This window comes from Leisingera daeponensis (assembly GCF_019801465.1).
Classification (GTDB): Bacteria; Pseudomonadota; Alphaproteobacteria; order Rhodobacterales; family Rhodobacteraceae; genus Leisingera; species Leisingera daeponensis_A.
The window spans coordinates 682,804-706,352 of record NZ_JAHVJA010000001.1; the positions used below are offsets into that span (position 1 = coordinate 682,804).

At 66.3% G+C, this 23,549-nt stretch carries 21 protein-coding genes; 10 read left to right on the plus strand and 11 right to left on the minus strand.

What is annotated here, in order from left to right; translation table 11 throughout:
- Nucleotides 1–190 precede the first annotated feature (190 nt).
- From KUV26_RS03275 to KUV26_RS03285, 3 genes are all read left to right on the plus strand, one after another.
- Nucleotides 191–1,522, plus strand: a complete 1,332-nt coding sequence (locus KUV26_RS03275) for a M23 family metallopeptidase (protein ID WP_222503208.1) — start codon at nucleotides 191–193, stop codon at nucleotides 1,520–1,522.
- Nucleotides 1,512–2,069, plus strand: coding sequence for a polymer-forming cytoskeletal protein (locus tag KUV26_RS03280; protein ID WP_222507286.1), 558 nt, complete (start codon nucleotides 1,512–1,514; stop codon nucleotides 2,067–2,069). The genes KUV26_RS03275 and KUV26_RS03280 overlap by 11 nt, the downstream gene beginning before the upstream one ends.
- Before the next feature lie 246 nt (nucleotides 2,070–2,315).
- Nucleotides 2,316–3,683: a calcium-binding protein gene (locus KUV26_RS03285; RefSeq protein ID WP_222507287.1), complete on the plus strand. Its 1,368-nt coding sequence runs from the start codon at nucleotides 2,316–2,318 to the stop codon at nucleotides 3,681–3,683.
- 55 nt (nucleotides 3,684–3,738) lie between these two features.
- Here the strand turns inward: KUV26_RS03285 and KUV26_RS03290 are convergent, their stop codons facing one another.
- The 3 genes from KUV26_RS03290 to KUV26_RS03300 form a co-directional block, all read right to left on the minus strand.
- Nucleotides 3,739–4,701, minus strand: a complete 963-nt coding sequence (locus KUV26_RS03290) for a DUF3179 domain-containing protein (protein ID WP_222507288.1) — start codon at nucleotides 4,699–4,701, stop codon at nucleotides 3,739–3,741.
- Nucleotides 4,702–4,853: 152 nt separating this feature from the next.
- A complete protein-coding gene (locus tag KUV26_RS03295; RefSeq protein ID WP_222507289.1) occupies nucleotides 4,854–5,402 on the minus strand; it encodes a peptidylprolyl isomerase in 549 nt (182 codons plus the stop codon).
- Nucleotides 5,395–5,901, minus strand: coding sequence for a peptidylprolyl isomerase (locus KUV26_RS03300; RefSeq protein WP_222503122.1), 507 nt, complete (start codon nucleotides 5,899–5,901; stop codon nucleotides 5,395–5,397). The genes KUV26_RS03295 and KUV26_RS03300 overlap by 8 nt, the downstream gene beginning before the upstream one ends.
- A 141-nt stretch (nucleotides 5,902–6,042) precedes the next feature.
- Between KUV26_RS03300 and KUV26_RS03305 the strand changes: the two genes are divergently transcribed.
- Together KUV26_RS03305 and KUV26_RS03310 are read left to right on the plus strand one after the other, a co-directional pair.
- Entirely contained in the window at nucleotides 6,043–7,233 is a 1,191-nt protein-coding gene (locus KUV26_RS03305; protein WP_222507290.1) for a phosphoglycerate kinase, read from the plus strand.
- A 216-nt stretch (nucleotides 7,234–7,449) separates the two neighbouring features.
- Nucleotides 7,450–7,749, plus strand: a complete 300-nt coding sequence (locus tag KUV26_RS03310; RefSeq protein WP_222503120.1) for an FtsB family cell division protein — start codon at nucleotides 7,450–7,452, stop codon at nucleotides 7,747–7,749.
- A gap of 129 nt (nucleotides 7,750–7,878) precedes the next feature.
- On the opposite strand, the gene KUV26_RS03315 is transcribed toward KUV26_RS03310, so the two are convergent.
- Nucleotides 7,879–8,634: an SDR family oxidoreductase gene (locus KUV26_RS03315; RefSeq protein WP_222507516.1), complete on the minus strand. Its 756-nt coding sequence runs from the start codon at nucleotides 8,632–8,634 to the stop codon at nucleotides 7,879–7,881.
- A 316-nt stretch (nucleotides 8,635–8,950) separates the two neighbouring features.
- Between KUV26_RS03315 and pdhA the strand changes: the two genes are divergently transcribed.
- Genes pdhA through KUV26_RS03335 form a run of 4 tightly spaced genes read left to right on the plus strand, consistent with a single transcriptional unit; the run spans nucleotide 8,951 to nucleotide 12,960 of the window.
- Nucleotides 8,951–9,940: a pyruvate dehydrogenase (acetyl-transferring) E1 component subunit alpha gene (pdhA, locus tag KUV26_RS03320; RefSeq protein WP_222507291.1), complete on the plus strand. Its 990-nt coding sequence runs from the start codon at nucleotides 8,951–8,953 to the stop codon at nucleotides 9,938–9,940.
- Between the two features lie 29 nt (nucleotides 9,941–9,969).
- On the plus strand, nucleotides 9,970–11,358 hold the full coding sequence (locus tag KUV26_RS03325) for a pyruvate dehydrogenase complex E1 component subunit beta (protein WP_222507292.1): 1,389 nt from the start codon (nucleotides 9,970–9,972) through the stop codon (nucleotides 11,356–11,358).
- A gap of 8 nt (nucleotides 11,359–11,366) precedes the next feature.
- Complete coding sequence (locus KUV26_RS03330) at nucleotides 11,367–11,627, plus strand: hypothetical protein (RefSeq protein ID WP_222507293.1); 261 nt, start codon at nucleotides 11,367–11,369, stop codon at nucleotides 11,625–11,627.
- A 1-nt stretch (nucleotide 11,628) separates the two neighbouring features.
- Nucleotides 11,629–12,960 (plus strand): pyruvate dehydrogenase complex dihydrolipoamide acetyltransferase, encoded by a 1,332-nt coding sequence (locus tag KUV26_RS03335; protein WP_222507294.1) that lies wholly within the window; start codon nucleotides 11,629–11,631, stop codon nucleotides 12,958–12,960.
- Nucleotides 12,961–13,125: 165 nt separating this feature from the next.
- Here the strand turns inward: KUV26_RS03335 and cysK are convergent, their stop codons facing one another.
- Nucleotides 13,126–14,190 carry a cysteine synthase A gene (cysK, locus tag KUV26_RS03340; protein WP_222507295.1) on the minus strand — a complete coding sequence of 355 codons (1,065 nt, stop codon included), beginning with the start codon at nucleotides 14,188–14,190 and terminating at the stop codon, nucleotides 13,126–13,128.
- Nucleotides 14,191–14,538: 348 nt separating this feature from the next.
- Here cysK and KUV26_RS03345 point away from each other — a divergent pair, with 348 nt between their 5' ends.
- The gene (locus tag KUV26_RS03345) at nucleotides 14,539–16,275 is read left to right on the plus strand and encodes a methyl-accepting chemotaxis protein (protein WP_222507296.1); all 1,737 of its coding nucleotides are present in this window, start codon (nucleotides 14,539–14,541) and stop codon (nucleotides 16,273–16,275) included.
- 105 nt (nucleotides 16,276–16,380) lie between these two features.
- Here the strand turns inward: KUV26_RS03345 and cysE are convergent, their stop codons facing one another.
- The 6 genes from cysE to KUV26_RS03375 all read right to left on the minus strand — a co-directional run bounded on the left by cysE (nucleotide 16,381) and on the right by KUV26_RS03375 (nucleotide 23,541).
- Nucleotides 16,381–17,193, minus strand: coding sequence for a serine O-acetyltransferase (gene cysE, locus KUV26_RS03350; RefSeq protein ID WP_222503113.1), 813 nt, complete (start codon nucleotides 17,191–17,193; stop codon nucleotides 16,381–16,383).
- A gap of 157 nt (nucleotides 17,194–17,350) precedes the next feature.
- Nucleotides 17,351–17,659, minus strand: a complete 309-nt coding sequence (locus KUV26_RS03355) for a hypothetical protein (RefSeq protein WP_222507297.1) — start codon at nucleotides 17,657–17,659, stop codon at nucleotides 17,351–17,353.
- Complete coding sequence (locus KUV26_RS03360; RefSeq protein ID WP_222507298.1) at nucleotides 17,656–21,567, minus strand: glycoside hydrolase/phage tail family protein; 3,912 nt, start codon at nucleotides 21,565–21,567, stop codon at nucleotides 17,656–17,658. The genes KUV26_RS03355 and KUV26_RS03360 overlap by 4 nt, the downstream gene beginning before the upstream one ends.
- Complete coding sequence (locus tag KUV26_RS03365; RefSeq protein WP_222507299.1) at nucleotides 21,567–22,028, minus strand: NlpC/P60 family protein; 462 nt, start codon at nucleotides 22,026–22,028, stop codon at nucleotides 21,567–21,569. The genes KUV26_RS03360 and KUV26_RS03365 overlap by 1 nt, the downstream gene beginning before the upstream one ends.
- The gene (locus tag KUV26_RS03370; RefSeq protein ID WP_222507300.1) at nucleotides 22,025–22,912 is read right to left on the minus strand and encodes a DUF2163 domain-containing protein; all 888 of its coding nucleotides are present in this window, start codon (nucleotides 22,910–22,912) and stop codon (nucleotides 22,025–22,027) included. The genes KUV26_RS03365 and KUV26_RS03370 overlap by 4 nt, the downstream gene beginning before the upstream one ends.
- Nucleotides 22,909–23,541 (minus strand): DUF2460 domain-containing protein, encoded by a 633-nt coding sequence (locus KUV26_RS03375; protein WP_222503108.1) that lies wholly within the window; start codon nucleotides 23,539–23,541, stop codon nucleotides 22,909–22,911. Before KUV26_RS03375 ends, KUV26_RS03370 begins: the two co-directional genes overlap by 4 nt.
- Nucleotides 23,542–23,549 lie beyond the last annotated feature (8 nt).

Consider the following 23,549-nt stretch of genomic DNA (forward strand, 5'->3'; position numbering starts at 1 on the left):
CGCGCCGCACCCGCCGCCCTGCTTCGGCAGGTTTCCGCCCATCTCCGGCCCGGACAAGCGCGTTCCGGAGCCGATGGGTCAACAGGCTTGCCCAATCGCGCCTCCCTGTCTATTGACTTCGCCCATGGTCCCGGACCCGCCCGGCGGCGCCGCACAGGACCAGACGGCAGGACTGCACAGGGACGGCACATTGCGCACACGGCTCGCGATCAGAATCCACAGTTTTCTCGAACGCCGCTTTCCGGAGCGGCGGGTGTTCCTGAAATCAGACACCGACACCCGCTTCATCCGGCTGCGCTCCGAAACCCAGCTGATCGCCGTGGCCGGCATCACCCTGTTCGTGGCCTGGTCCATTGTCGCCACCGCCATTGTGCTGATGGACAGCATCGGCTCCGGCAATTTCCGCGAGCTGGCCAAGCGCGACCAGCAGACCTACCGCGCCCGTCTCAACGCCATTTCCGATGAGCGCGACGCCCGCGCCGAAGAGGCGCTAGCCGCACAGGAGCGTTTCAACGCCGCACTGGCGCAGATCTCGGTGATGCAGTCGGAACTGCTGGCCTCGGAAACCCGCCGCCGCGAGCTGGAAACCGGCATCGAGGTGATCCAGACCACCCTGCGCGACACCATGACCCAGCGCGACGGCGCCAAAAAGGCGCTGGCGCAGCTCAAGCAGGATACCGAGGGCGGCGCCAGCCCGCAGGCCGCCATGGCCAGCGCCGAGGCGCAAATGGACCTGCTGGCCGATGTGCTGGCCGACACTGCAACCGAACGCGACCGGATCCTGGCCGACGCCCAGGGCGCGCTGCAGCAGCGCGACGAGCTGGAGCTGGAACTGCAGCTGATGAACGAACGCAACAGCCAGATCTTCCGGCAACTGGAAGAGGCAGTGGCGGTCTCCGTCACCCCGCTCGACAAGATGTTCCGCAGCGCCGGCATGCCGCCCGACCGCATTCTCGAACAAGTGCGCCGCGGCTACAACGGCCAGGGCGGCCCGCTCGAGCCGCTGGCGATGTCCACCCGCGGCGAGGAACCCAGCCCCGAAGCGCTGCGCGCCAATGCGATCCTGGCCAAGCTCGACCAGCTGAACCTCTACCGGCTGGCCGCCCAGCAGGCGCCCTTCGCCACGCCGGTCAACCTCGGCCGTGTGCGCCAGACCTCCGGTTTCGGCTACCGCCGCGATCCCAAGACCGGCGGCCGCCGCCTGCACAAAGGGTCTGATTTCGCAGGCAGCACCGGCACCGATATCTTTGCCACCGCTGACGGCGTCGTCACCCACGCCGGCTGGCAGTCGGGCTACGGCAAGATGGTCACCATCCGCCATGCTTTCGGCATCGAAACCAGATACGCCCATAACTCGAAACTCCGCGTGACAAAGGGCCAAAGGGTCTCGCGCGGCGATCACATTGCTGATATGGGTAACACCGGACGGTCCACCGGGACCCACCTCCATTACGAGGTCAGGGTCAACGGGCAACCTGTAAACCCCATGATCTACATCAAGGCTGCGAGAAATGTTTTCTAAGAGCAAAATCAACGAGCCCGGGCCGAAGCAGGCCGACGCAACCCCGGCACCCGCGGCAGCACCGGCAGCTGCACCTGCGGCCAGCGACTACACCTCCAGCATGCCCAAGGCCAAGCCCGCCGCATCGCTGCTGAGCTCGGACCTGCACATCACCGGCAACGTCAAAACCACCGGCGACATCCAGGTCGAAGGCACAGTTGAGGGCGACATCCGCGCGCATCTGCTGACCGTCGGCGAAACCGCCACCATCAAGGGCGAAATCACCGCCGATGACGTGGTCATCAACGGCCGCATCGTCGGCCGCGTGCGCGGTCTCAAGGTGCGCCTGACCTCCACCGCGCGGGTCGAGGGCGACATCATCCACAAGACCATCGCGATCGAAAGCGGCGCCCATTTCGAAGGCTCCGTGCAGCGCCAGGACGACCCGCTGAACCCGGGCGGCCGCAAGTCCGCCCCGACGGCGGCAGCAGCGCCCGCCGCAGCCCCGGCCCCGGCGCCGTCCGCCGCGGTCCAGGCCGCCACCAAGGCGCACAAGGCAGAGGGCTGAGCCGACATCCGGCAGGCCCTCTGAACGGCCGGGTCTGACAGGGACCCTTGAAACGCCGCGGGAAAACCCGCGGCGTTTTCTGTTTCGGCCAGCCGCACCCGTAAAAGCTGCAAAAAGATCACGTTTACCTAACGGCAAGAAACTCCCTGCCTTGAAATCCGGCTGGCGCTCCGGCATCAGGCCTCTGAATTGCATTTTCTTTCCGGGTTACAACCCAGGCATAGTTCAGACCAAGAGGCTGTCTCCATGGCGACTTTTACCGTAAACGACTCCAGCTACAGCTGGGATGTGGCCGATTTGAAAACCTACCGGATCTATAATTCCTCGGCGGGCACCGTCACAAACAGCCTCATTGTTGTTAATGGCACAAACTATGCCGGCCAGTCGCTCACAGTGACCTACACCGGCAGCTTCAATAACTATGGCGGAACACTCTATGGAACCATAAGCGGGATGACCGTCCAGGTTGGCGGAGCGACCGTCGTTTCGGTAAGCGGTATGGATGCTTCCGCCTACACTTACTCCTACGGCTACACGAGTTCCTTCGTTGATGACGCAACAGAAGGCCACGACCTGTTCACCATCAACTCAACCCGCGGCAGCACGTGGCAGCTCGGTACCGGCAATGACACCATCAATTCCGGCAGCGGCAATGACTACATCTATGGCGAGAGCGGCACCGACCGGCTGATTGTCGACGGCAGCTACAACCGCGCCAGCTTCACCTCCAGCTACGGCCGGACGATCTTGAACGGCCCCGACGGCCGCGATACCCTCAGCTCTATCGAGATCGTGCAATTCAGCGACCGCACGGTCGCTCTCAATGACGGCGGGTCTTATTCCGAGACGCTAAACGGCGACGAAGTTTCAGGCGTGCGCAACGACGTTCTGCTCGGCGGCGGCGGCAACGACAGCCTTAACGGCTATTCGGGCCGCGATCTGCTCCTGGGGGAATCCGGCAATGACCGGATCGTCGGCCACCGGGGCAATGACACGCTGCGAGGAGGCAGCGGCAATGACACGCTTCAAGGCGGTCAGGATTCAGACCGCCTGTTCGGCGACGGCGGTGACGACCAGCTGCACGGCGGCGACGGCCATGACACACTGACCGGCTGGAGCGGCAATGACACACTGAATGGCAACGGAGGCTACGACCATCTGAGCGGCGGTGAAGGAAATGACCGGCTGACCGGAGGCGCTTACCGCGATACCCTTCTGGGCGGCGATGGTAACGACTATCTTCATGGCGGAGGGGGCCTTGACCAGATCTTTGGCGGCACTGGCGCTGACCTGCTGACCGGCGGCTCGGCCAACGATACGCTCAATGGCGGGGCCGGCCGCGACACCTTGATCGGCCAAGGGGGAGACGATCTCTTGACCGGAGGCAATCATGCCGACACCTTCCTGTTCAACCGAGGCCATGGAAACGACACCATCGCGGATTTCAACGCGGGGCAGGACCTGATCCGTATCGGCAACGGCGCTTCCAGCATGAGCGACCTCGGCTTCCAGCGCCAGGGCGACGACGTGCTGGTCTCCTTTGACAATGTGACCATCCTTGTCGAAGACATTACCCTGGCTGAACTGCGGGACGCGGACAACTTCCTGTTCTGATGGAAATTACAGCGGCACTTCATGCCAAGGCACGCCCTTCCCGGCGCGCCTTTCGTTACTTGAGCATCCAGGTGCCGTCCGGCCAGAAGGCATGAAAGGCAAAGGCGAACATGACGTCATGGGCCACGTCCCGCCCCTGCGCGTCGCGCACCCGGACGCTGCCGATGTCGCGCCCCTGCGCCAGCCTGCCGGTGTCCAGCGCCGAAGCTTGGCCTGCCCGCCAGCTCAGCACCAGCCCCGCCTCGCGGATCTCGCCCGCCGCTGCCAGCCGCTCCAGCGGCCAGGCGCGATGTCCGGCGCGCACCACCCGTGCCATCGGCGCCACCCCGTGCGGCGGCGGGCTGCCATCATAAAGGAACGGCCATTTCGCGGTGTCATAGCCGCGGTAAGGGTTGCGTCCGTAATCCCGGTTCCAGCCCGGCTCCGCCATCACCAGGCCGTCCGGATTGCGGGCGGTGAACTCCTGCCAGCTTTCAACCCAGCTTGGCAGCGTCCGCAGTTCCATGCCGGCCATCCGCCCGACAATGCCGGTGCCGGTTGCCTGCTGCCACCAGCTCTGGGTCTCGCGGTCATACATCACCATGTCGGAATGGCGCAGCTTGCCGCTGACGCCAAAGCTCAGGGTGCCGGCCGCGGTGCGCCGGTCGAAGGTCACCGCCGAGTTGCATAAGGGGCAATAGGTCACCGCCACCGGCACCCCTGCCACCACATCGTTCACGATTTCATGCCAGGTCAGGTAGCGCAGCGGATAAGCCCGCGGCCGGACGCCCGCCATCTCCAGCGTGACCACCGGCTCCCGAGGCTTCAGCCGCCGCGCTTTGGCGGCCGCTACGAACTGCGGCGCGTCCAGCGCCGGAATGCCGTCCTTGGGCACGCCGCCGGAACGGATCTGCCGCCATTCCGGCACAGTGGTGCGGCTGAAATCGGTCTGCGGCCATTCCCGCTGCCAGGCCTGCGGGTCTGCCTGCGCGCTCCATGGCAGCAGCAGCCCCAGACACAACAGAACCCCCTTGAACATGACCAGCGCCTCCCGGCCCCAGTAAACGGCAGCAGGCAAGCACGGAACAGGGGCCGGCACGGTCTTGTTACCGCTTGTCATCCCCGCAACAGCAAAGGCCCGCCCCCGAAACACCGGGCGCGGGCCGTCTCCTTCCGGTAATCCGGTCCGGCTTACTCGGTCACGGTCACCTTGGTCATCGCATCGGGCTGGCCGATCACCGACCCGTTCTGCCCCGCGCCGCGCTTGATCGCGTCGACCACGTCCATGCCCCCGGTCACCTTGCCGACAACCGTGTACTGGCCGTTCAGGAAATGGCCGGCATCGAACATGATGAAGAACTGCGAGTTGGCGCTGTTCGGGCTTTGCGACCGCGCCATGCCGACCACGCCGCGGTCAAACGGCAGGTCCGAGAATTCGGCCGGCAGGTCGGGGCGAGCGGAGCCGCCGCGGCCGGCCATGCTCATGTCGCCGCCGGCCTTGCCGAATTCGACATCGCCTGTCTGCGCCATGAAGCCCTCGATCACCCGGTGGAACACCACTCCGTCATACTGGCCTTCGGCCGCCAGCGCGGTGATCTGCTCCACGTGCTTGGGCGCCACGTCCTCAAACAGGTCGATCTGGATGGTTCCGTTGGCCTCGCCCTCGACCTGGATCTCCAGGCCGGTGGCCAAGGCAGGCCCCGCCGCCAGCAGGGCCAGCGCGGTCAGCGTCTTACGCATCCGCAGCCACCTTGACCGAGATCATCCGGTCCGGGTTCGCAGGCGGCTCGCCGCGGGTGATCGCGTCGACATGCTCCATGCCTTCGATGACGCGGCCGTAAACGGTGTACTGGCCGTTCAGGAAGTGGTTGTCCTTGAAGTTGATGAAGAACTGCGAGTTTGCAGAATCCGGGTTGGCGGACCGCGCCGCGCCCAGGGTGCCGCGGTCATGCGGCAGCTTGGAGAACTCGGCCGGCAGGTTCGGCAGGCTGGAGCCGCCGGTGCCCGCCATGCGGATGTTGAAGCCGTCTTCCATGTCGCCGTTGGCCACATCGCCGGTCTGTGCCATGAAGCCGTCGATCACCCGGTGGAAGCAGACGTTGTCATATTCGCCGGCGCGGGCCAGCTCTTTCATCCGCTCAGCATGCTTCGGCGCCACGTCGGGCAGCAGCTCGATAACAACATTGCCATCCTTCAGTTCGATGATGACGGTGTTTTCGGGATCTTTAATCTCGGCCATCTGGCTCTCCTGTCGTCGAAATTTGCACAGATACCTACGCGCAGCGCTACCAAATGCCAAGGGAGCATTGACTGATGCGCAAAAACCCCCGAAACAGCGCCCGGATTTATCGGCATTTTCACCATACAAGGGGTCTCGCAGATGGGCTGGAAAACTCTCGACGACATGGATCTGAACGGCAAGCGCGTGCTGGTGCGCGTGGACATCAACGTGCCAATCGTCGACGGCGTGGTAACCGACTCCACCCGCATCCGCCGCATCGCCCCCACCGTGCGCGATATTCTGGCGGCGGGCGGCAAACCGATCCTGCTGGCGCACTTCGGCCGCCCCGGCGGCGAACGCCGCGAAAACCTGTCTCTCAATCAGCTGGTGCCGACGCTGGAGCGCGCCTTTGAAACCAAGGTGCTGTTTGCCGCCGATTGCGTCGGCGCCGGCGCCGAGGCCGCCGCAGACGCGCTGCAGCCCGGCGAGGTTCTGCTGCTGGAAAACACCCGCTTCCACGCCGCAGAGACCAAGAACGACCCGGAACTGGCCGCAGGCATGGCCCGCCTGGGCGAGGTCTACTGCAACGACGCCTTCTCCGCCGCGCACCGCGCGCACAGCTCCACCGAAGCCATCGCCCGCCTGCTGCCCGCCTGTGCCGGCCGCCTGATGCAGGCCGAGCTGGAAGCGCTGGAAAGCGCCCTGGGCCAGCCGCAGCGCCCGGTGACGGCTGTTGTCGGCGGTGCCAAGGTCTCCACCAAGCTGGAGCTTCTGGGCAACCTGATCGAGAAGGTCGACCACCTGGTGATCGGCGGCGGCATGGCGAACACCTTTCTGGTCGCCAAGGGCCTGCCGGTCGGCATCTCGCTGGCCGAGCGCATCATGAAGGACACCGCAGCCGAGATCCTCGCCAAGGCCGAAAAAGCGGGCTGCGAGATCATCCTGCCTTCCGACATCGTGGTCGCCAAGAAGTTCGAATCCAACGCCCCGCATGACATCCTGCCCGCCGACCAGTGCCCCGAGGACGGCATGATCCTGGACGCCGGCCCCGACAGTCTCGCCCGCATCACCGAAGTGTTTGCAAACAGCAAGACGCTGATCTGGAACGGCCCCCTCGGCGCCTTCGAACTGGAGCCGTTCGATGCCGCCACCAATGCCGCCGCGCTCAAGGCCGCGGCGCTGACCCGCTCCGGCCAGCTGATCTCGGTTGCCGGCGGCGGCGACACCGTGGCGGCGCTGAACGCTTCCGGCGCGGCCGGCGATTTCAGCTACATCTCCACCGCCGGCGGCGCCTTCCTGGAATGGATGGAAGGCAAGACCCTGCCCGGCGTCGCGGCGCTGGACCAGTAAGACCCGGTATCCCCGCCCGGCGCGCCGGGCGGGTCTCCACCCGCGGGCGCCTGCGGCCCGGCCTGCCATTTGCCGCCCCCGGATGAAGAGCCAAAAAACTTTCCCCTGCAGACAGATTTGGGATTCACAAGCCGATTCGGTTGTGGCATGGTTTCTTCAGACGCCGGCAAACGGCGCAAAATACAATATGAGCAGTAACATACAGGCACCTTCACAGTGACCCGAAGCACGCGGCCGTCTTTTGGCGCCATCGCCTTCTTTGCCATCGCCTTCGCGCTTAGCGCGTATTTTACCTTTGCGGCGGTGCAGGGCGATTTCGGGCTGTTCAGACGGGTTGAAATCCAAGCTGAGGCGGAAGAACTTCAGCAGGATCTCGACCGTCTTCAATCCCGCATCAGCGAGATGGAGAATCTGACACGCCGCCTGTCCGACGACTACCTCGACCTCGACCTCCTCGACGAACAGGCACGCACGGTTCTCGGTCTCGTCCGCGCGGACGAGATCGTGATCCGCTGACCGGCCCTCCTTCCGGGCCGGCGCGGTGCATCGGGTTCCCGCAGAATGAAACAGGTTGTCAACCGGCCCGCACGGCAGCCGGGATCTTTGCAATCGCCGCCGGCCGCAAAGCAGCCAGCGGCGGGGTTTTCAAAGCAAGCGGGCCGCAATACCGCCATCAACCGAAACCGGAGCGCCTGTCACGAAACTTGCCCGGTCCGACAGCAGGAACAGGGCTGACTGGGCAATCTCCCTGGGGTCCGCCATACGCTTGAGCGGGTGCAAACCGGCGATGAACTCATGCGTCGCGGGATCGTCGCCCGCCATCTCCGTCTTGGTGCCGCCCGGCAGGACCGCATTCACCCGAATACCTTCTGCCGCGTGCTCCGAAGCCAGTGACTGCGTCAATCCCAACAGCCCGGCTTTCGACGCGGCATAGGCCGCCATCCCCGGCATGCCGCCATTGCTGAACCCAACAAACGTCCCCGTGAACACAACCGATCCGCCGCCACATCTTTGCAGCGCGGGGATCTGCGCCCTGGCGGCGAAGAACGCGCTGGTGAGATTGGTTGCAAGGACGGAGTGCCAATTGCCCGGCTCCATCTCCGCAACGGGCCCAAGATCGCCCATGATGCCCGCATTGTTGAACGCGCCGTCAAGGCCGCCGAACCGCTGCTCCGCCAGATCGACAAGGCCCATCGCATAAGACTCGTCCCGCACGTCGCCGGCAAGGTACACGGCGCGTCCGTTGCTTTGCTCGATCTGCCCGGCAAGCGACTGCAGCCGCGCCTCCCGGCGCGCGCCCAGCACCACATTCGCGCCCTCGGAGGCAAACAGCAGCGCCGCGGCCGCGCCTATTCCGCTGCTCGCCCCGCTGATGATGATTGTCTTGTTCTTCAGTTCCATGGTCATGCCCTTCAGTTTTTGCATGCCCATCAGCAAAGAAGGAAAACCCGAACCGGGCGACCCGTTTCTTGCGGTTGAGGCGCAGCCCGGAAAAAAAGCGCAAGATCCGGGCCGGCGGAGCACCGCAAGCCGTGGCCTGCCCTGCCCCGCCGCCATTCCATCCGCCTTGCCATCCGCGCGGAGATTTTCCTGCGCCGTCGGCAGATCTTTACCCGGCGTCCGCCCCGCGTCAGAATAGCACTATTCAGCCGGGCCAAAACCCGCTATGAATTTGTTTAACACTAAACTATCTAGCCTTCAGGGGGAGCTGACCACCATGGCCGCTAGAAAAAGCGTAAAGAAACCAAACGTTTCTGCCGAAGAACTGACCAAACACTACCGCGAGATGCTGCTGATCCGCCGATTCGAGGAAAAATCGGGCCAGCTTTATGGCATGGGCCTGATCGGGGGCTTCTGCCACCTCTACATCGGCCAGGAAGCGGTGGTTGTCGGCCTCGAAGCGGCGGCTGAGGAAGGCGACAAGCGCGTCACCTCCTACCGCGACCACGGCCACATGCTGGCCTGCGGCATGGACCCGGACGGCGTCATGGCCGAGCTCACCGGCCGCGAGGGCGGCTACTCCAAGGGCAAGGGCGGCTCGATGCACATGTTCTCGAAAGAGAAGCATTTCTACGGCGGCCACGGCATTGTCGGTGCCCAGGTGCCGATCGGCGCCGGCCTCGCCTTTGCCGACAAGTACAAGGGCAACGGCCGCGTCACCTTCACCTATTTCGGCGACGGCGCCGCCAACCAGGGCCAGGTCTACGAGACCTTCAACATGGCCGCCCTGTGGAAACTGCCGGTGGTCTTCGTGATCGAGAACAACCAGTACGCCATGGGCACCGCGCAGCAGCGCTCCACCTCCAGCGCCGAGATCTGGGAACGCGGCAAGGCCTTCGGCATCCCGGGCGAAGCGGTGGACGGCATGAACGTGCTGTCAGTGAAGGAAGCCGGCGAGCGCGCCGTGGCCCACTGCCGCAGCGGCGACGGCCCCTACATCCTCGAGGTCAAGACCTACCGCTACCGCGGCCACTCGATGTCGGACCCGGCCAAGTACCGCACCCGCGAAGAGGTCCAGAAGATGCGCGAAGAGCGCGACCCCATCGAGCAGGTCCGCGAGATGCTGCTGACCGGCGGCCACGCCAGCGAAGAGGACCTCAAGGCGATCGACAAGGAAATCAAGGAGATCGTCAGCAAATCCGCAGAATTCGCCAAGGAAAGCCCGGAGCCGGCCCTGGACGAGCTCTGGACCGACATCTACGCGTAAGCTGCTGACCTGAAAGGGAAGAACAAGACATGGCAACTGAAATTCTGATGCCCGCCCTGTCGCCGACCATGGAGGAAGGCACCCTGGCCAAATGGCTGGTCAAGGAAGGCGATACCGTGAATTCCGGCGACATCCTCGCCGAGATCGAAACCGACAAGGCAACGATGGAATTCGAAGCCGTCGACGAAGGCACCGTCGGCAAGATCCTGATCGGTGAAGGCACCGAAGGCGTCAAGGTCAACACCCCGATCGCGGTGCTGGTCGAGGACGGCGAAAGCGCCGATGACTATGAGGCGTCCAGCGCCAGGGAAGAGGCCCCCTCCGGCGAGGCCCCCGCCGAGAAGGCGCCCACCGACAAACCCGCCGCCGCCGCCCCGGAAAAGGCCCCGGCGATGCCCGCCAAGGTGCTGGAGCCGGACTACCCGGAAGGCACCGAGATGGTGCAGACCACCGTCCGCGAAGCGCTGCGTGACGCCATGGCCGAGGAAATGCGCCGCGACGAGGACGTGTTCCTGATGGGCGAGGAAGTCGCCGAGTATCAGGGCGCCTACAAGGTCTCGCAAGGGCTGCTGGACGAATTCGGCTCCAAGCGGGTGATCGACACCCCGATCACCGAGCACGGCTTTGCCGGCATCGCCACCGGCGCGGCCTTCGGCGGCCTGCGCCCGATTGTCGAGTTCATGACCTTCAACTTCGCCATGCAGGCGATTGACCACATCATCAACTCGGCAGCCAAGACGCTGTACATGTCCGGCGGCCAGCTTGGCGCTCCGATGGTGTTCCGCGGCCCCAACGGCGCCGCCGCCCGCGTGGCTGCCCAGCACTCGCAGGACTACGCCGCCTGGTACATGCAGATCCCCGGCCTCAAGGTGGCAATGCCCTACTCCGCCGCCGACGCCAAGGGCCTGATGAAGACCGCGATCCGCGACAACAACCCGGTGATCTTCCTGGAGAACGAAATCCTCTACGGCCGCGCCTTCGACGTGCCGAAACTGGATGATTTCACCATCCCCTTCGGCAAGGCCCGGATCTGGCGCGAAGGCTCTGACGTCACCATCGTCTCCTTCGGCATCGGCATGCAATACGCGCTGGAAGCCGCCGACAAGCTGGCCCAGGACGGCATCAGCGCCGAGGTCATCGACCTGCGCACCCTGCGCCCGATGGACCTGCCCACGGTGATCGAGTCGGTCAAGAAGACCAACCGCCTGGTCACCGTCGAAGAAGGCTGGCCGCAGGGCTCCGTCGGCAGCTACATCGCCTCCGAGGTGATGCAGCAGGCGTTCGACTATCTCGACGCGCCGGTTGTCACCTGCACCGGCAAGGACGTCCCGATGCCCTATGCCGCCAACCTCGAGCGCCACGCGCTGATCACCACGGATGAGGTGGTCGAAGCGGTGAAGCAAGTCACCTACCGCTAAGGACGAAGATGGAAATCAGGGGCCGCGATCCCGAAACCGAATGCTACCGCGTCACGCTGACCGTCGACGGGCGCACAGTCACCGCACTGGTGCCCGAACGGCTGGCAGCGGACACACGGCTGATCGGTTCGCGGCCCTCCCATCAGGAGGCCTACGTCTGGATGGCCGAATACAAAGACAAGATCGAAGCCGCGATCACCCTGCTTGCCCGCGGCACCAGGCGCCCCAGGGCGCCCTATGACCAAATTGTTCTGATTGAGGAGCGCTGACATGCCCACCGAAATCCTGATGCCCGCGCTTTCTCCCACCATGGAGGAAGGCACCCTTGCCAAATGGCTGGTCAAGGAGGGCGACACCGTGTCCTCCGGCGACCTGATCGCCGAGATCGAAACCGACAAGGCCACCATGGAATTTGAAGCCGTGGACGAAGGCGTGGTCGGCAAGATCCTGGTCGCCGAAGGCTCCGAGGGCGTGAAGGTCAACACCCCCATCGCGGTGTTGCTGGAAGACGGCGAAAGCGCCGATGACATCCAGTCCTCCGCCGCCAACGGCACACCCGCACCGGCCGCAGAACCGGCCAAGGACGCGGCTGCCGCCAAAAGCGAAGCGCCCAAGGATGACGCCCCCAAAGCCGAAGCCAAAGCCGCTCCCGCCGCACCGCAGGGCGCTGACGGCAGCCGCATCTTCGCCTCGCCGCTGGCGCGGCGCATCGCCGCCGATAAGGGGCTGGACCTCGCGCAAATCACCGGCTCCGGCCCCAAGGGCCGCATCGTCAAGGCTGACGTGATCGACGCCAAACCGCAGGCCGCCGCCGCGCCCAAGGCGGAAGCCGCCGGGGCATCGCCCGCCGCAGCCGCTGCCGCCCCGGCCGGCCCGTCCGCCGATCAGGTGGCCCGCATGTACGAGGGCCGCGACTACGAGGAAGTCAAGCTGGACGGCATGCGCAAGACCATCGCCGCCCGCCTCACCGAGGCCAAGCAGCAGGTGCCGCATTTCTACCTGCGCCGCGACATTCAGCTGGATGCGCTGCTGAAGTTCCGCGGCGAGCTGAACAAGCAGCTCGAGGCCCGCGGCGTCAAGCTGTCGGTCAACGACTTCATCATCAAGGCCTGCGCCCTGGCGCTGCAGTCGGTGCCGGACGCCAACGCGGTCTGGGCAGGCGACCGGGTCTTGAAGATGAAAGCCTCCGACGTGGCGGTTGCCGTCGCCATTGAGGGCGGGCTGTTCACCCCGGTTCTGCAGGACAGCGACAGCAAATCGCTCTCGGCGCTGTCAGCGGAAATGAAGGACCTCGCCGCCCGCGCCCGCGACCGCAAGCTGGCGCCGCATGAATACCAGGGCGGCAGCTTCGCAATCTCCAACCTCGGCATGTTCGGCATCGAAAACTTCGACGCAGTGATCAACCCGCCGCACGGCGCGATCCTGGCGGTCGGCGCCGGCGTGAAAAAGCCGGTGGTGGGCAAGGACGGCGAACTGGCGGTGGCCACCGTGATGTCCGTCACCCTCTCGGTCGACCACCGGGTGATCGACGGTGCGCTCGGGGCAGAGCTCCTGAACGCGATCAAGGACAACCTGGAAAACCCGATGGTGATGCTGGCCTGATTGGCCGCCCCAGAAACACAGAAAGCCCCGGCGAAAACCGGGGCTTTTTCTTTGCCGGACCGACGCGGCGCCGGAAAAAAAGGGGCGGTCCCGCCCCCTTCTTCTTTGCCTGAATACTCAACCGCAGCAGCCGCCGCCGGAACCCGGCCAGCCGCGCCGCGCCGCTCAGTACTGAAACCCAGGGGTAGAGGCCGACAGCGCCGCCTCTTCGGCGTCCATCTCCGCTGCAATGTCCTCAAACAGCGGCGTCGACAAATAGCGCTCGCCGGTGTCCGGCAGCACCGCCAGCAGCACCGATCCCTCCGGCGCGGTCTCGGCGACCTTCATCGCCGCTGCCAGGCTGGCGCCGCTGGAAATCCCGGCGAGGATGCCCTCCTCCGCCGCCAGCCGCCGGGACCACCTGATGCTCTCTTCGCCGCTCACCGGCTCCAGCGCATCGAAATAGCCCTGGTCCAGCGCTTCCTGCAGAACAAGCGGGATGAAATCCGGGGTCCAGCCCTGGATCGGGTGCGGGTTGAAGGCCGGGTGCGTCGCCGCAGGCTCGCCCGCGCTGTTGCGCGCCTGCGCTTCGCCGGACTGCACCAGCGCTGCGTTGGACGGCTCGCTGAGAGTGATCTTCAGATCCGGCCGCGCGCCCTTCAGCACCCGGCCGAGGCCCGACACGGTGCCGCCGGTGCCGTAGCCCAGAACCACATGATCCAGCCGCGCGCCCTCGAAATCGCCCAGGATCTCCCGCGCGGTGGTGGCCTCGTGGATGTCGGCGTTGTCCTTGGTCTCGAACTGATGCGCCAGGAACCAGCCGTTCTGCTCGGCAAGCTCGCGGGCCTTCTTGACCATCCCGACTGCCTTGTCTTCCTTGCGGGTCAGCACCACCTTGGCGCCCAGCATCCGCATCAGCCGCCGCCGCTCGACCGAGAACCCGTCGTGCATGGTGATGACCAGCGGATATCCCTTGGCGGCGCAGACCATCGCCAGGCCAATGCCGGTATTGCCGCTGGTCGCCTCCACCACGGTCTGGCCGGGCTTCAGCCGGCCCTCGCGCTCGGCGGCCTCGATGATGTTCAGCGCCAGACGGTCCTTCACCGACCCCGCCGGATTGAACGCCTCGAATTTCACATACATGGTGACATGCCCGGGCGCGATCCGGTTCAGCCGGACCGCAGGCGTGTTCCCCACCGTTTCCAGGATCGAGCCATAGAGCCGCCCGCGGCCTTCGGTCGTGTAAATCATAGTTTTGCCCCCGTTCTTGAGCCGGTAAATCCGATCGCGTTTCCAGTAGCATATGCGCCCTGGACCGCGATCAATCAAGACGGCCCGGCCGCCGCTGTCCAGCGGCCAGGACCGCCGTTGGCCCAGCCCGCCCGCAACAGGAACCGCGGCTTGCGCGGCGGCGGCGATCCCGGACGCTCCGGCCTCTGCCGCCTCCCCGAACGGAAGGAAATTCTTTGCCCGGACCGGCCGAATGTAACGCCCGGATGAAGTTTTGGTGACATTCCGCCGCCGTCCGGCACCGGTTTACGCTCCGTTTATTCCCGCGGGATTACCGCAACGGCAACGATCACTTGCGGATGCAGAAATATGGCCCAGCCCGATCCTTCCCCCCGCCGCCGCCCGTTCCGTTCGCTGAACCTGCGGATAGCGCTGCTTGTCACCCTCTTCGCGCTGCTCACCGCGCTGCCGCTGGCCTTCCTCGCCGGGCAGCGGCTGCAGACCCAGGCGCTGGATGCCCTGCGGGTGCTGCAGCACGAGCTCACCACCATGGCCGCCAAGGAGATCGAGCAGCCGATGAAGCTGGGCTTTTCCGGCACCGTCGAAAACCAGATCCAGCATGTGATCGAACGCGCCGCTTCCAGCTTTGCCTATGCCAAGGCGATGAAATCCGACGGCGTGGTGATGGCGGAGGCCGGCCGCCTGCCGCAGGACCGCGCCGCCGCGCTGACGGACGCCGCGCTGCAGGTCATAGAAACCGGCAGTCCCTGGCGATCTGCGGACGGCTACACGCTGATTTACCCGGTGCTGTCAAAAAAGGGCTCCCTGCGCGGTGCCCTGATCATGTCCTGGGACCCGGCCCCGGTCCTCGCCGCCGTCAATGCCGGGCTGCGCCGCGACGCAGCCCTGGGCGCGCTGATCCTGGCCGCTGCGATGGCCAGCTGCCTGCTGATCCTGAAACGCCTGCTGGGCTGGCCGATGCAGGAGCTGGCGGCGGCGCTGGAACGGATCACCGGCGGCGACTACAGCACCGCGCTGCAGGCGGCATCCCGCCAGGACGAGCTGGGCCGCATTGCCCGCCGCATCGCCATGCTGCAGGACACCCTGGCCGAGGGCCGTGCCGCGGCCGAAGCCCGCGAGGCTGACCGCAAGGCCCAGGCCAAGGCGGTGGACCAGCTGCGCGCGGGCCTGGGTGCGCTGGCCCGGCGCGATCTGTCCTGCCGCATGGATCAGCCGCTTGCCGGAACCTACGAGCCGCTGCGCCGCGACTTCAACTCCGCGGTCTCCAGCCTGGCCGGGCTGCTGGCGCAGGTGCTGGGCACCGCCTCCGCGGTGCTGGCCCGCAGCGAGCGGATCGAGGCCGGGTCGGACGGCCTCTCGCGCCGCATCAGCAGCCAGTCGCAGGAGCTGGAAAGCCTGTCCCGGGCGCTCAGCACCCTGACGGTGTCCCTGTCCAGCGCCGCCGATGGCGTGCGCGAGGTGAACGGGCTGGCCTCCGGCGCGGTGCAGGAGGCCGGCGCCAGCGGCAGCGTGGTGAAAAACGCCGTTGCGGCGATGACCGGTATCGAGCAGAGCGCGGGCCGGATCGAAACCATCACCGGGGTGATCGACGACATCGCCTTTCAGACCAACCTGCTCGCGCTGAATGCCGGCGTCGAGGCCGCCCGTGCCGGAGAGGCGGGCAAGGGCTTTGCCGTGGTCGCCAGCGAGGTGCGCGCCCTGGCGCAGCGCAGCTCGCACGCCGCGACAGAGATCAAGGAGCTGATCACCAGCGCCACCCGCCACATCCAGAAAGGCGTCTCGGAGGTCAACAACACCGGCGAGGTGCTGACCCGGATCATCGCCCGGATAGACGGGATCTCCGCCCGCGTCGCCACCTCCGCCGAGCGTTTCACCCGCGACTCGCAGGCGCTGGAAGGTCTGTCCCGCAACCTCAGCTCGCTGGGTGCAACCACCCGGGACAACACCGGCATCGTTGCGCAGACCGTCCAGTCCGTCGGCGAGCTGCGCGGCGATGCCGGCGAGCTCCGGACCCTGGCCGCTGCCTTCCAGCTGCCCGAAAGCGGCGCGGACACGCCGCCCCAGGCCCCGCCGCGCGCTGCCTGAGGCTTCCGCAGAACATCAAGCGGCCACGCATCAAAAAAGGGGGCGCTGCCGCCCCCTACTTCTTTGCAGAAATGCTCAGAATCCCAAGGCCCGCGGCCCTGAGCCTCACTCCGATCCGTTGGGAAACCGCTGGTCCATGCTGACTGACGGCTGATCGCAGCCCGCTTCGCCGACGATGCGCGCCGGGATGCCCGCCACAGTCTTGCACGGCGGCACCTCCGCCAGCACCACCGATCCCGCGGCGATCCGGCTGCAATGGCCGACCTTGATGTTGCCCAGCACCTTGGCGCCGGCGCCGATCAGCACCCCGTTGCCGATTTTCGGATGCCGGTCTTCTTCCTCCTTGCCGGTGCCGCCCAGCGTCACCGAGTGCAGCATCGACACGTTATCGCCCACCACCGCGGTCTCGCCGATGACGATGGAATGGGCATGGTCGATCATGATCCCCTTGCCGATTTCCGCCGCCGGATGGATATCAACGCCGAAGATCTCGGAAATCCGCATCTGGAAGAAATACGCCAGATCCCAATCGCCCTGCTGCCACAGCCAATGGCCGATCCGGTAGGCCTGCACCGCCTGGTACCCCTTGAAGTAGAGGATCGGCTGCAGCAGCCGGTGGCAGGCCGGGTCGCGCTCATAAACCGCCATCAGGTCGGCGCGCGAGGCCTCGACGATGCCGGGGTCGGCCTCATAGGCCGCGTCGACAATCTCCCGCAGGATGGTCATCGACATCTCGTTCGAGCACAGCTTGGCCGAGATCCGGTAGGACAGCGCCTTCTGCAGCGACTTGTGGTGCAGGATACAGGCATGGATCAGCCCGCCCATCAGCGGCTGCGAGTCGACAGCCTCCTGCGCTTCCTTGGTAATCCGGTCCCAGACGGGATCCAGAGAGGCGACGGCTTGCTGCGTTTTGAACATGGCGATGCATCCTTTCTCCGCTCAAGATAGCCATCTAAGGTCTTTTTCGGCAAACGCAAACCCGTGATGGGGTACATTTTCGTTATGAATGGCCCGGGCCGGCAGCACCCGGGGGCGAAACCGGCGGCCCGTGCGGCGGCCGCGCTGCCTGCGCGGATCAGGGGGCCGGAGCCTCCAGCCGGCCCCCTGCCGCCGACGCCAGTTCCCGCAGCACCAGCCGGGTGCAGCTCAGGTAGTCCGGATCATCCAGAAACGGCTCGCAGGACAGATCATAGCGCCGCGCCGCCGCGCTCAGGCTGCCGTCGCCCCAGACCGGATGCAGGCGGCCCAGCACCCCGCAATGCGCCGCCGCCTCTGCGGCGCCGCCAAAAATCCGGCGGCATAAGGACAGGCGGCAGTCCTGCGGCACCGCCAGCAAAGCCCGCGCCACCGCGGACACATCGCCGGGCAGCACCGGCCGCCTCATCCCAGCACCCGCCGCGCCGCAGGCCCGGCGCCGAACCGGGCCGACCGCTGCGCCACTTCCAGCACATCCCCCGCCTGCACCCCGTCCGCGGCCTGCACCGCCGCCGGATAGCTCCAGGACGGCATTGCGGAAGTCTCCTCCCGCAGCACAGCGGGGCCGCGCATCACCCGGATGCGGTAGGATTCCAATTCCTCGCCCAGCGGCACCTCGTCCAGCTCCCAGCTGTCTCCCTCGATCCGGGTGCGCCGCACCCAGCCGGCAGTGATGTCCGCGCCCAAGCCCCCGTCGAGCCGCAGATGCACCGGCCCATAGGGGCGCAGGCCAATACCCTCAAAGGCTTCCTGCAGATGCAGGTAGGACGGATCCTCCAGCGCCCGCCGGGCAGGCCCGATCCGGTAGTGGCGCAACCTGCGGCGCTGCTCGGGCGCCAGGTCCAGCTGCACCGGCGTGCCGTCCAGCAGCACCACGTAGGAACCGGCAGGCCAGACATCCGGCATCACCGCATCCGTGCCTTGCTGGCCGCGCAACCGGCCGCGCAGAAGATAGGTCCGCGGCGCGATCAGTTCCGCCTCGCGGAACTGGAGCAATTCCCAATTGCCCGGCGTGCCGTCCCCGATGGCCGCGGCATTGGCGCCGTTCAGCACCGCCTCCGCCGTGCGGCTCTCCAGCGAACCGGAGATCAGCTTCACCTGCAGGTCCGCCCCCAGGTCCCAGCGCCCGGCGCCTGCGGCAAACAGCGGCGTTTCCGTGACGCCTACCACCTGCCGCGCCGCAACAACCTGCTCCAGGAGGTAATTCTCATCCGCTTCGGAGCCGTAGACCGCCACGCTTCCCGGCCAGGCTTGCGCAGTCAACGCCAGATGCGGCGCATGCGGCACCTCATCGCCGCGCATCAAGGGCAGGTCCAGGAACAGCGGCAGCACCGGCCCCGGCGCGGCAAAGGCATTACCCCCCGGCAGCTCCTCCGCCACCGCGGCAAGGTCATAGGTGCCGGGCTCGATCCGCACTGCTTCCACCATTTGCGCCTCGGCCTGCTCCACCCGGTCGATGCGGTAAAGCTGGTCCTTGCCCGCCACCGGCAGGGCGACAACATCGCCTGCGCCCAGCTGCAGCAGCGAGGGCGGCAGCACGAACCGCGCCGTATCGCGGGAGATCCGCGCCTCCGCCAGCCAGCGGCTGACGGTCTGGCGCGCCTCGGCCCGGGTCAGCGCCAGCGGCAGATCGTTCTGGCTGACGCTATGCGTTGCTTCATCCGGCAGCACCGCCTCCACCGAGGCCGCGGCATGGTCGCCGCCCCATTCGGTGAACCGCAGCCGCACCCGTCCCGCCAGCTCCGCTTCGCTGGCGCGGGACAATTCCAGGCTGCCGTCCATCTCGCCGCTATCAACCAGGTGCTCCGGTGTCAGCGCCTCGGCCCCGCTGCCCTTGCGCATCCGAAAGATCAGAATCCCGCCGCGCTCCACCGCATCAAACCCGTGCCGCAGCATCAGCGGCTGCAGCACCGCGCGGGCGTCCGTGACATCCGGGTTCACAAATCCATGCACCACGCCGTAAAGGCCGGAGACATCAATGTCATAAAGCCCGGTGCGGTGACATATTTCCTCCACCACGGAGGCCAGCGTCCGCTGCCCGGCCCGCCCGTTCAGCCAATGGCCCCGCAGGTAGTTCTCGCCATCGTTCCAGATCTCCGCCCGGCTCGGGAAGGCCGGAAACGGCCGTGCGTCCCAGGCCCAGACATAGGCGTTGGACATGTCCAGCATCCGCCCCGCGTATTCCTCGGAAACGGGGTTGTTGGCAGCCTCGCCCCAATGCCCCAGAAACGCGCGCAGATAGGCGATTTGCATCAGATCGTCCCGCAACCCGTTGGAATAGCGCGGCAGTTTTGATTCAGAGCTTTTCGGATCCAGGAACTTGTTCGGCTGATTGGTGCCCTTGTCGATCGCGGCGCAGCCCAGTTCGGTGAACCAGACGGGCTTCGATTGCGGCACCCAGTCTGTCGGCACCGCCTGCCTGACCCCGCCGATGCGCTCGTGGTGCTGATGCATCCACCAGCTGCGGATATCCTTATAGCGCCACACCCAGGGTTCATCATGCGCGCCGTCGGTGATCGGCGTCCTGATCTGCGCCTCGCGCGCCTCGGGCGAATGGTAATACCAGTCGAACCCCTCGCCGCCCTCCACATTGCCGCGCAGGTAATCGAGGTCATAGATCGACGGCACACCCGCCTGCGCGTCCAAGTGATCCTCCCCCTCGCGCCAGTCGCTCAGCGGCATGTAGTTGTCGATCCCGATGAAATCGATGTTTTCATCCGCCCACAGCGGGTCCAGGTGAAAGTACCTGTCGTCCTCCGGCGACTGGTAGCCCCAGTATTCCGACCAGTCGGCGGCATAGCCGATTTTGGTCTCCGCACCCAGAAGGCTGCGCACCTCTGCCGCCAGCGCCTTCAATGCCTGCACAGCCGGGAACCCGCTGGCGCCACGGATCTGCGTCAAGGCGCGCATCTCTGAACTGATGCAAAACGCCTTCACCCCGCCCGCCGCCGCACAGAGCGCCGCATTGTGCAGGATGAACCGGCTGAGGCTCCACTCATCAGGCCCACTGTAGGTGACGGTGCCGTCCCCAACAGTGAAATCCGCCGCTGTCACGGTGCCAAAGAACGCCGCCACTTCCGCATCCGCCGCCGCTGTGCCATCGGGTGAACCGTGCTGACCGGGTGCCACCGACAAGGTGATCCGCCCGCGCCAGGGCAGATGCGGCTGGCTGGCGCCTCCGGTCCAGGGATCAGCCAGCGCGTTGCCTTCGGCCTGGTCCATCAGGATAAACGGGTAGAACATCACTCTGAGGCCCCGCCCCTGCATTTCGCGGATCGACTGGATCACCGAGGCATCGGCGGGCGTGCCGCCATAAAGCGGCTCGCCGTCCGCATTCAGCACTTCCTCTGCCGCCGCGCGGGTGACGCCGCTGACGGTCCAGGCCAAGGTTCCCTCGGCGTCCTTATGCTCCACCTTGGGCCTCAGCGTGCAGCTGCCGCAGCGCAGGTCATCCCCGAACCACGACACGATCAGCGAGGCCGCGCCGCAAGACGGCAGCTCCGCCTCCAGCGCGTTCAGCGAGGTCTTGAGGTCGCTCAGCCCCGAGGACGTATGCTCATTGGCCGGTTTGGCATCGCCCGGCCCGCCGGAATACTGCACGGTATCGGCGGCCAGCGCGTATTCTCCGGTGCCGGGCATCAGCGCCACCCCCTGCACCAGCTGGCCCAGGTCCTGCGCAAAGGTGCTGCTGGCGGGCTGCTCCGGCCGCAGCACATCAAAGGAGAACTGCGGCACCCGGTTGCCGAACCGTCCAAGCTCCAGATTCTCCATCACCACATAAGCCGTGCCGCGGTAGGCCGGCACCAGCCCCGGCCCCTCGATCGCTTCCATCACCGGGTCCGGCAGCTGATCCGCCGTGCCGCGGTAGACGGTCATGTTCAAATCCTTCGGCGCCACTTCCTCGCCATCGGCCCAGACCCGCGAAACACTGGCGATCTCGCCCTCGCACAGCGCAATCGCCAGCGACACCGTATAGCTGTAGCTGGTCACCTGCGGCTGGCTTGGTCGCCCCTTGCCGCCGCCGCTGGTTTGGGAGGTTTCCAGAAAGCGCGAGGACCAGATCACCTGCCCGCCCAGCCGCATCCGGCCAAAGACCTGTGCCATGGGCGCGCCCTCGCTGGCCTGGGTCAGGTGGAAGCGGTCCACCTTGCCGGTCTCCACCGGATCGGCGCCGGACCCCAGCAGCCGTTCGTCGATCATCCGGCCCAGGGTGGCGCCCACCGCGCGGCCGATCACCGCCGAGGACAGCCCCGCCACGGTGCCGCCGATTGCGCCGCCAACCGCCGCGCCGGCGGCAGAGAGAAGTATGGTTGCCATCAGATCAGCTCCTTCGGGAATAGAAAGCGCGCCACGATGCGGCGCTGCCAGGGCGGGCTCAGCGGGCTTTCGACAACCCCGTGGCCGGCATAGGCGTGGATGAACGCTGGGCCTTCCGCCGGGCCGGGCGCTGCCCTCAAGCCTGTTACCGCCGATTGCACTCCCAGATGCTTCGCCACCGATCCCGGGCGCATCCGGAACAGGATCACATCGCCGGGCGCAGCCTCGGCCAAAGGTTTCGCCAGCAGATGCCGTGCCGCGGCCTGCCACAGCGCCTCGGCCCCCTGCGGTTCGGACCAGTCCATCGTATAGGCGGGCGGCGCCTCGGGCTCGGCGCCGTAAAGCTCGCGCCACAGGCCCCGGATCAGCCCCAGGCAGTCGCAGCCCGCGCCCTTGCAGGACGCCTGATGCACATAGGGCGTGCCGATCCAGCCCCGCGCGGCCTCGGCGACCCGGCTCACCGGCGGCTGCCGCCGGTGTTCATGCCGGACTGCCGCGGCACAGCCATGATCCAGTCCTCGCCGGGTATGTCCGGGAACCCCTGGTAGTTCACAAGGTTGTTGAATTTCAGCCGGCAGGTCTCCATGCGCTTGTCGCAGCCGGCCTGCAGCAGGACCAAATCCCCCGGCTGTACATCTGCGCGGACCGGCTCCCACAAAGTGATCCTGCGCCCGGCGGCATCGCTCTGATCCGCCTTGATGGCCGCCCAGAGACCCTCGGCGCCGCCGCTCAGCACCGTCAGGCGCCCGCCGGTAAACCAGCCCGGCTCGAACCCCGGCAGCGCGCCCCAGAGAAACTCCTCACTGCGATTCGATTTTTCCACAACAGTTTCAGATGCATAGCCAGGTGTGTTCATTTCAAATCCGCAAACCCCGTCGCCCAGAACCGCTGTGCAGGGCGACTGATAGATCCGCCCCAGCGGCTGGTTTAGCGCCTCAGTGAGCCCGCGCAACTCCGCTTCAAAAGCACCGCCCGCGCGGCGGATCTCGCCGATGGAGCCGCGGAACTGCAGCCAGCGCATCGAGACATCCTGCCAGTTGACCAGCCAGCAACGCACCCCGGCGCCGTCGAACCGGCCCGCCTCGATGTCCTCCTCGCGCACCGCGGCGTCGCTCAGCACCCCCAGCGCCTCGGTATTGTCGACCGAGAGGCCGGTGGCCTGTTGCACCGCCCGCGCGGTCAGCCCGCTGCCGGGCCGGAAATCGACGCCCTCGAACGACAGCACGCAGTCATGATCGGTGAACCCCAGCACTGCGCCGTCGCGCCGGTCCACCGCCCAGCACCGGCAGACGGTGGTGATGCCGGACTGAAGATGGGCCTGCAACTCATTGGAAAAGCGCGTCATACCCGCACCTCCACCACCGGAACGGCAGGTGCTTCACCGGCCTGGAAAGACGCCACGCTGGTCTGGATGCTGGCGGTATCAAAGCGCACGGGCACGTCGAATTCGAAGCCCGCATTGATGCTCAGGCCCTGCTCCGGCGGATGCGCGAGGGTGATCAGCCCGGTGGCGGTGTCGAGGCCGTAGTCGACGCCTTCGCGCAGTTCATCCTGCTCGACACCCACCCGCACGGTCCCCGCCACGGGCTTGGCGATGGGGCGCTGATAGGTGAACGCGCCGGACCGGTAGGTCTTGGTCAGCTGGAAGGTCACGGTGCTTCCGTCACCGGCCGCAATCACCTGATCGTCAAACGCCACTTCCGCGCTGGGCCGGGCGGATTTGTAATCGCTCCAGTCCTTCCAGCGGAAACCGTAAAGCTGGCCCTGGCGGGCCTCGAAGAAGGCGATCAGCACCTCGATATCCTCCAGCGCGCGCAGGCCGAGGCCCGCGTCATAGCGGCGGCGGGAGTGCGCCCAGGGGGTGTTGCGCTCCTCGAACCCGTTGGCGAGCGTCACCACATCGGTACGCCGCTCCGGGCCGCCGACGGAGCCGAAGCTGAGCGATGCGGGAAAGCGGACTTCATGGAAATTCATGGTGTTAC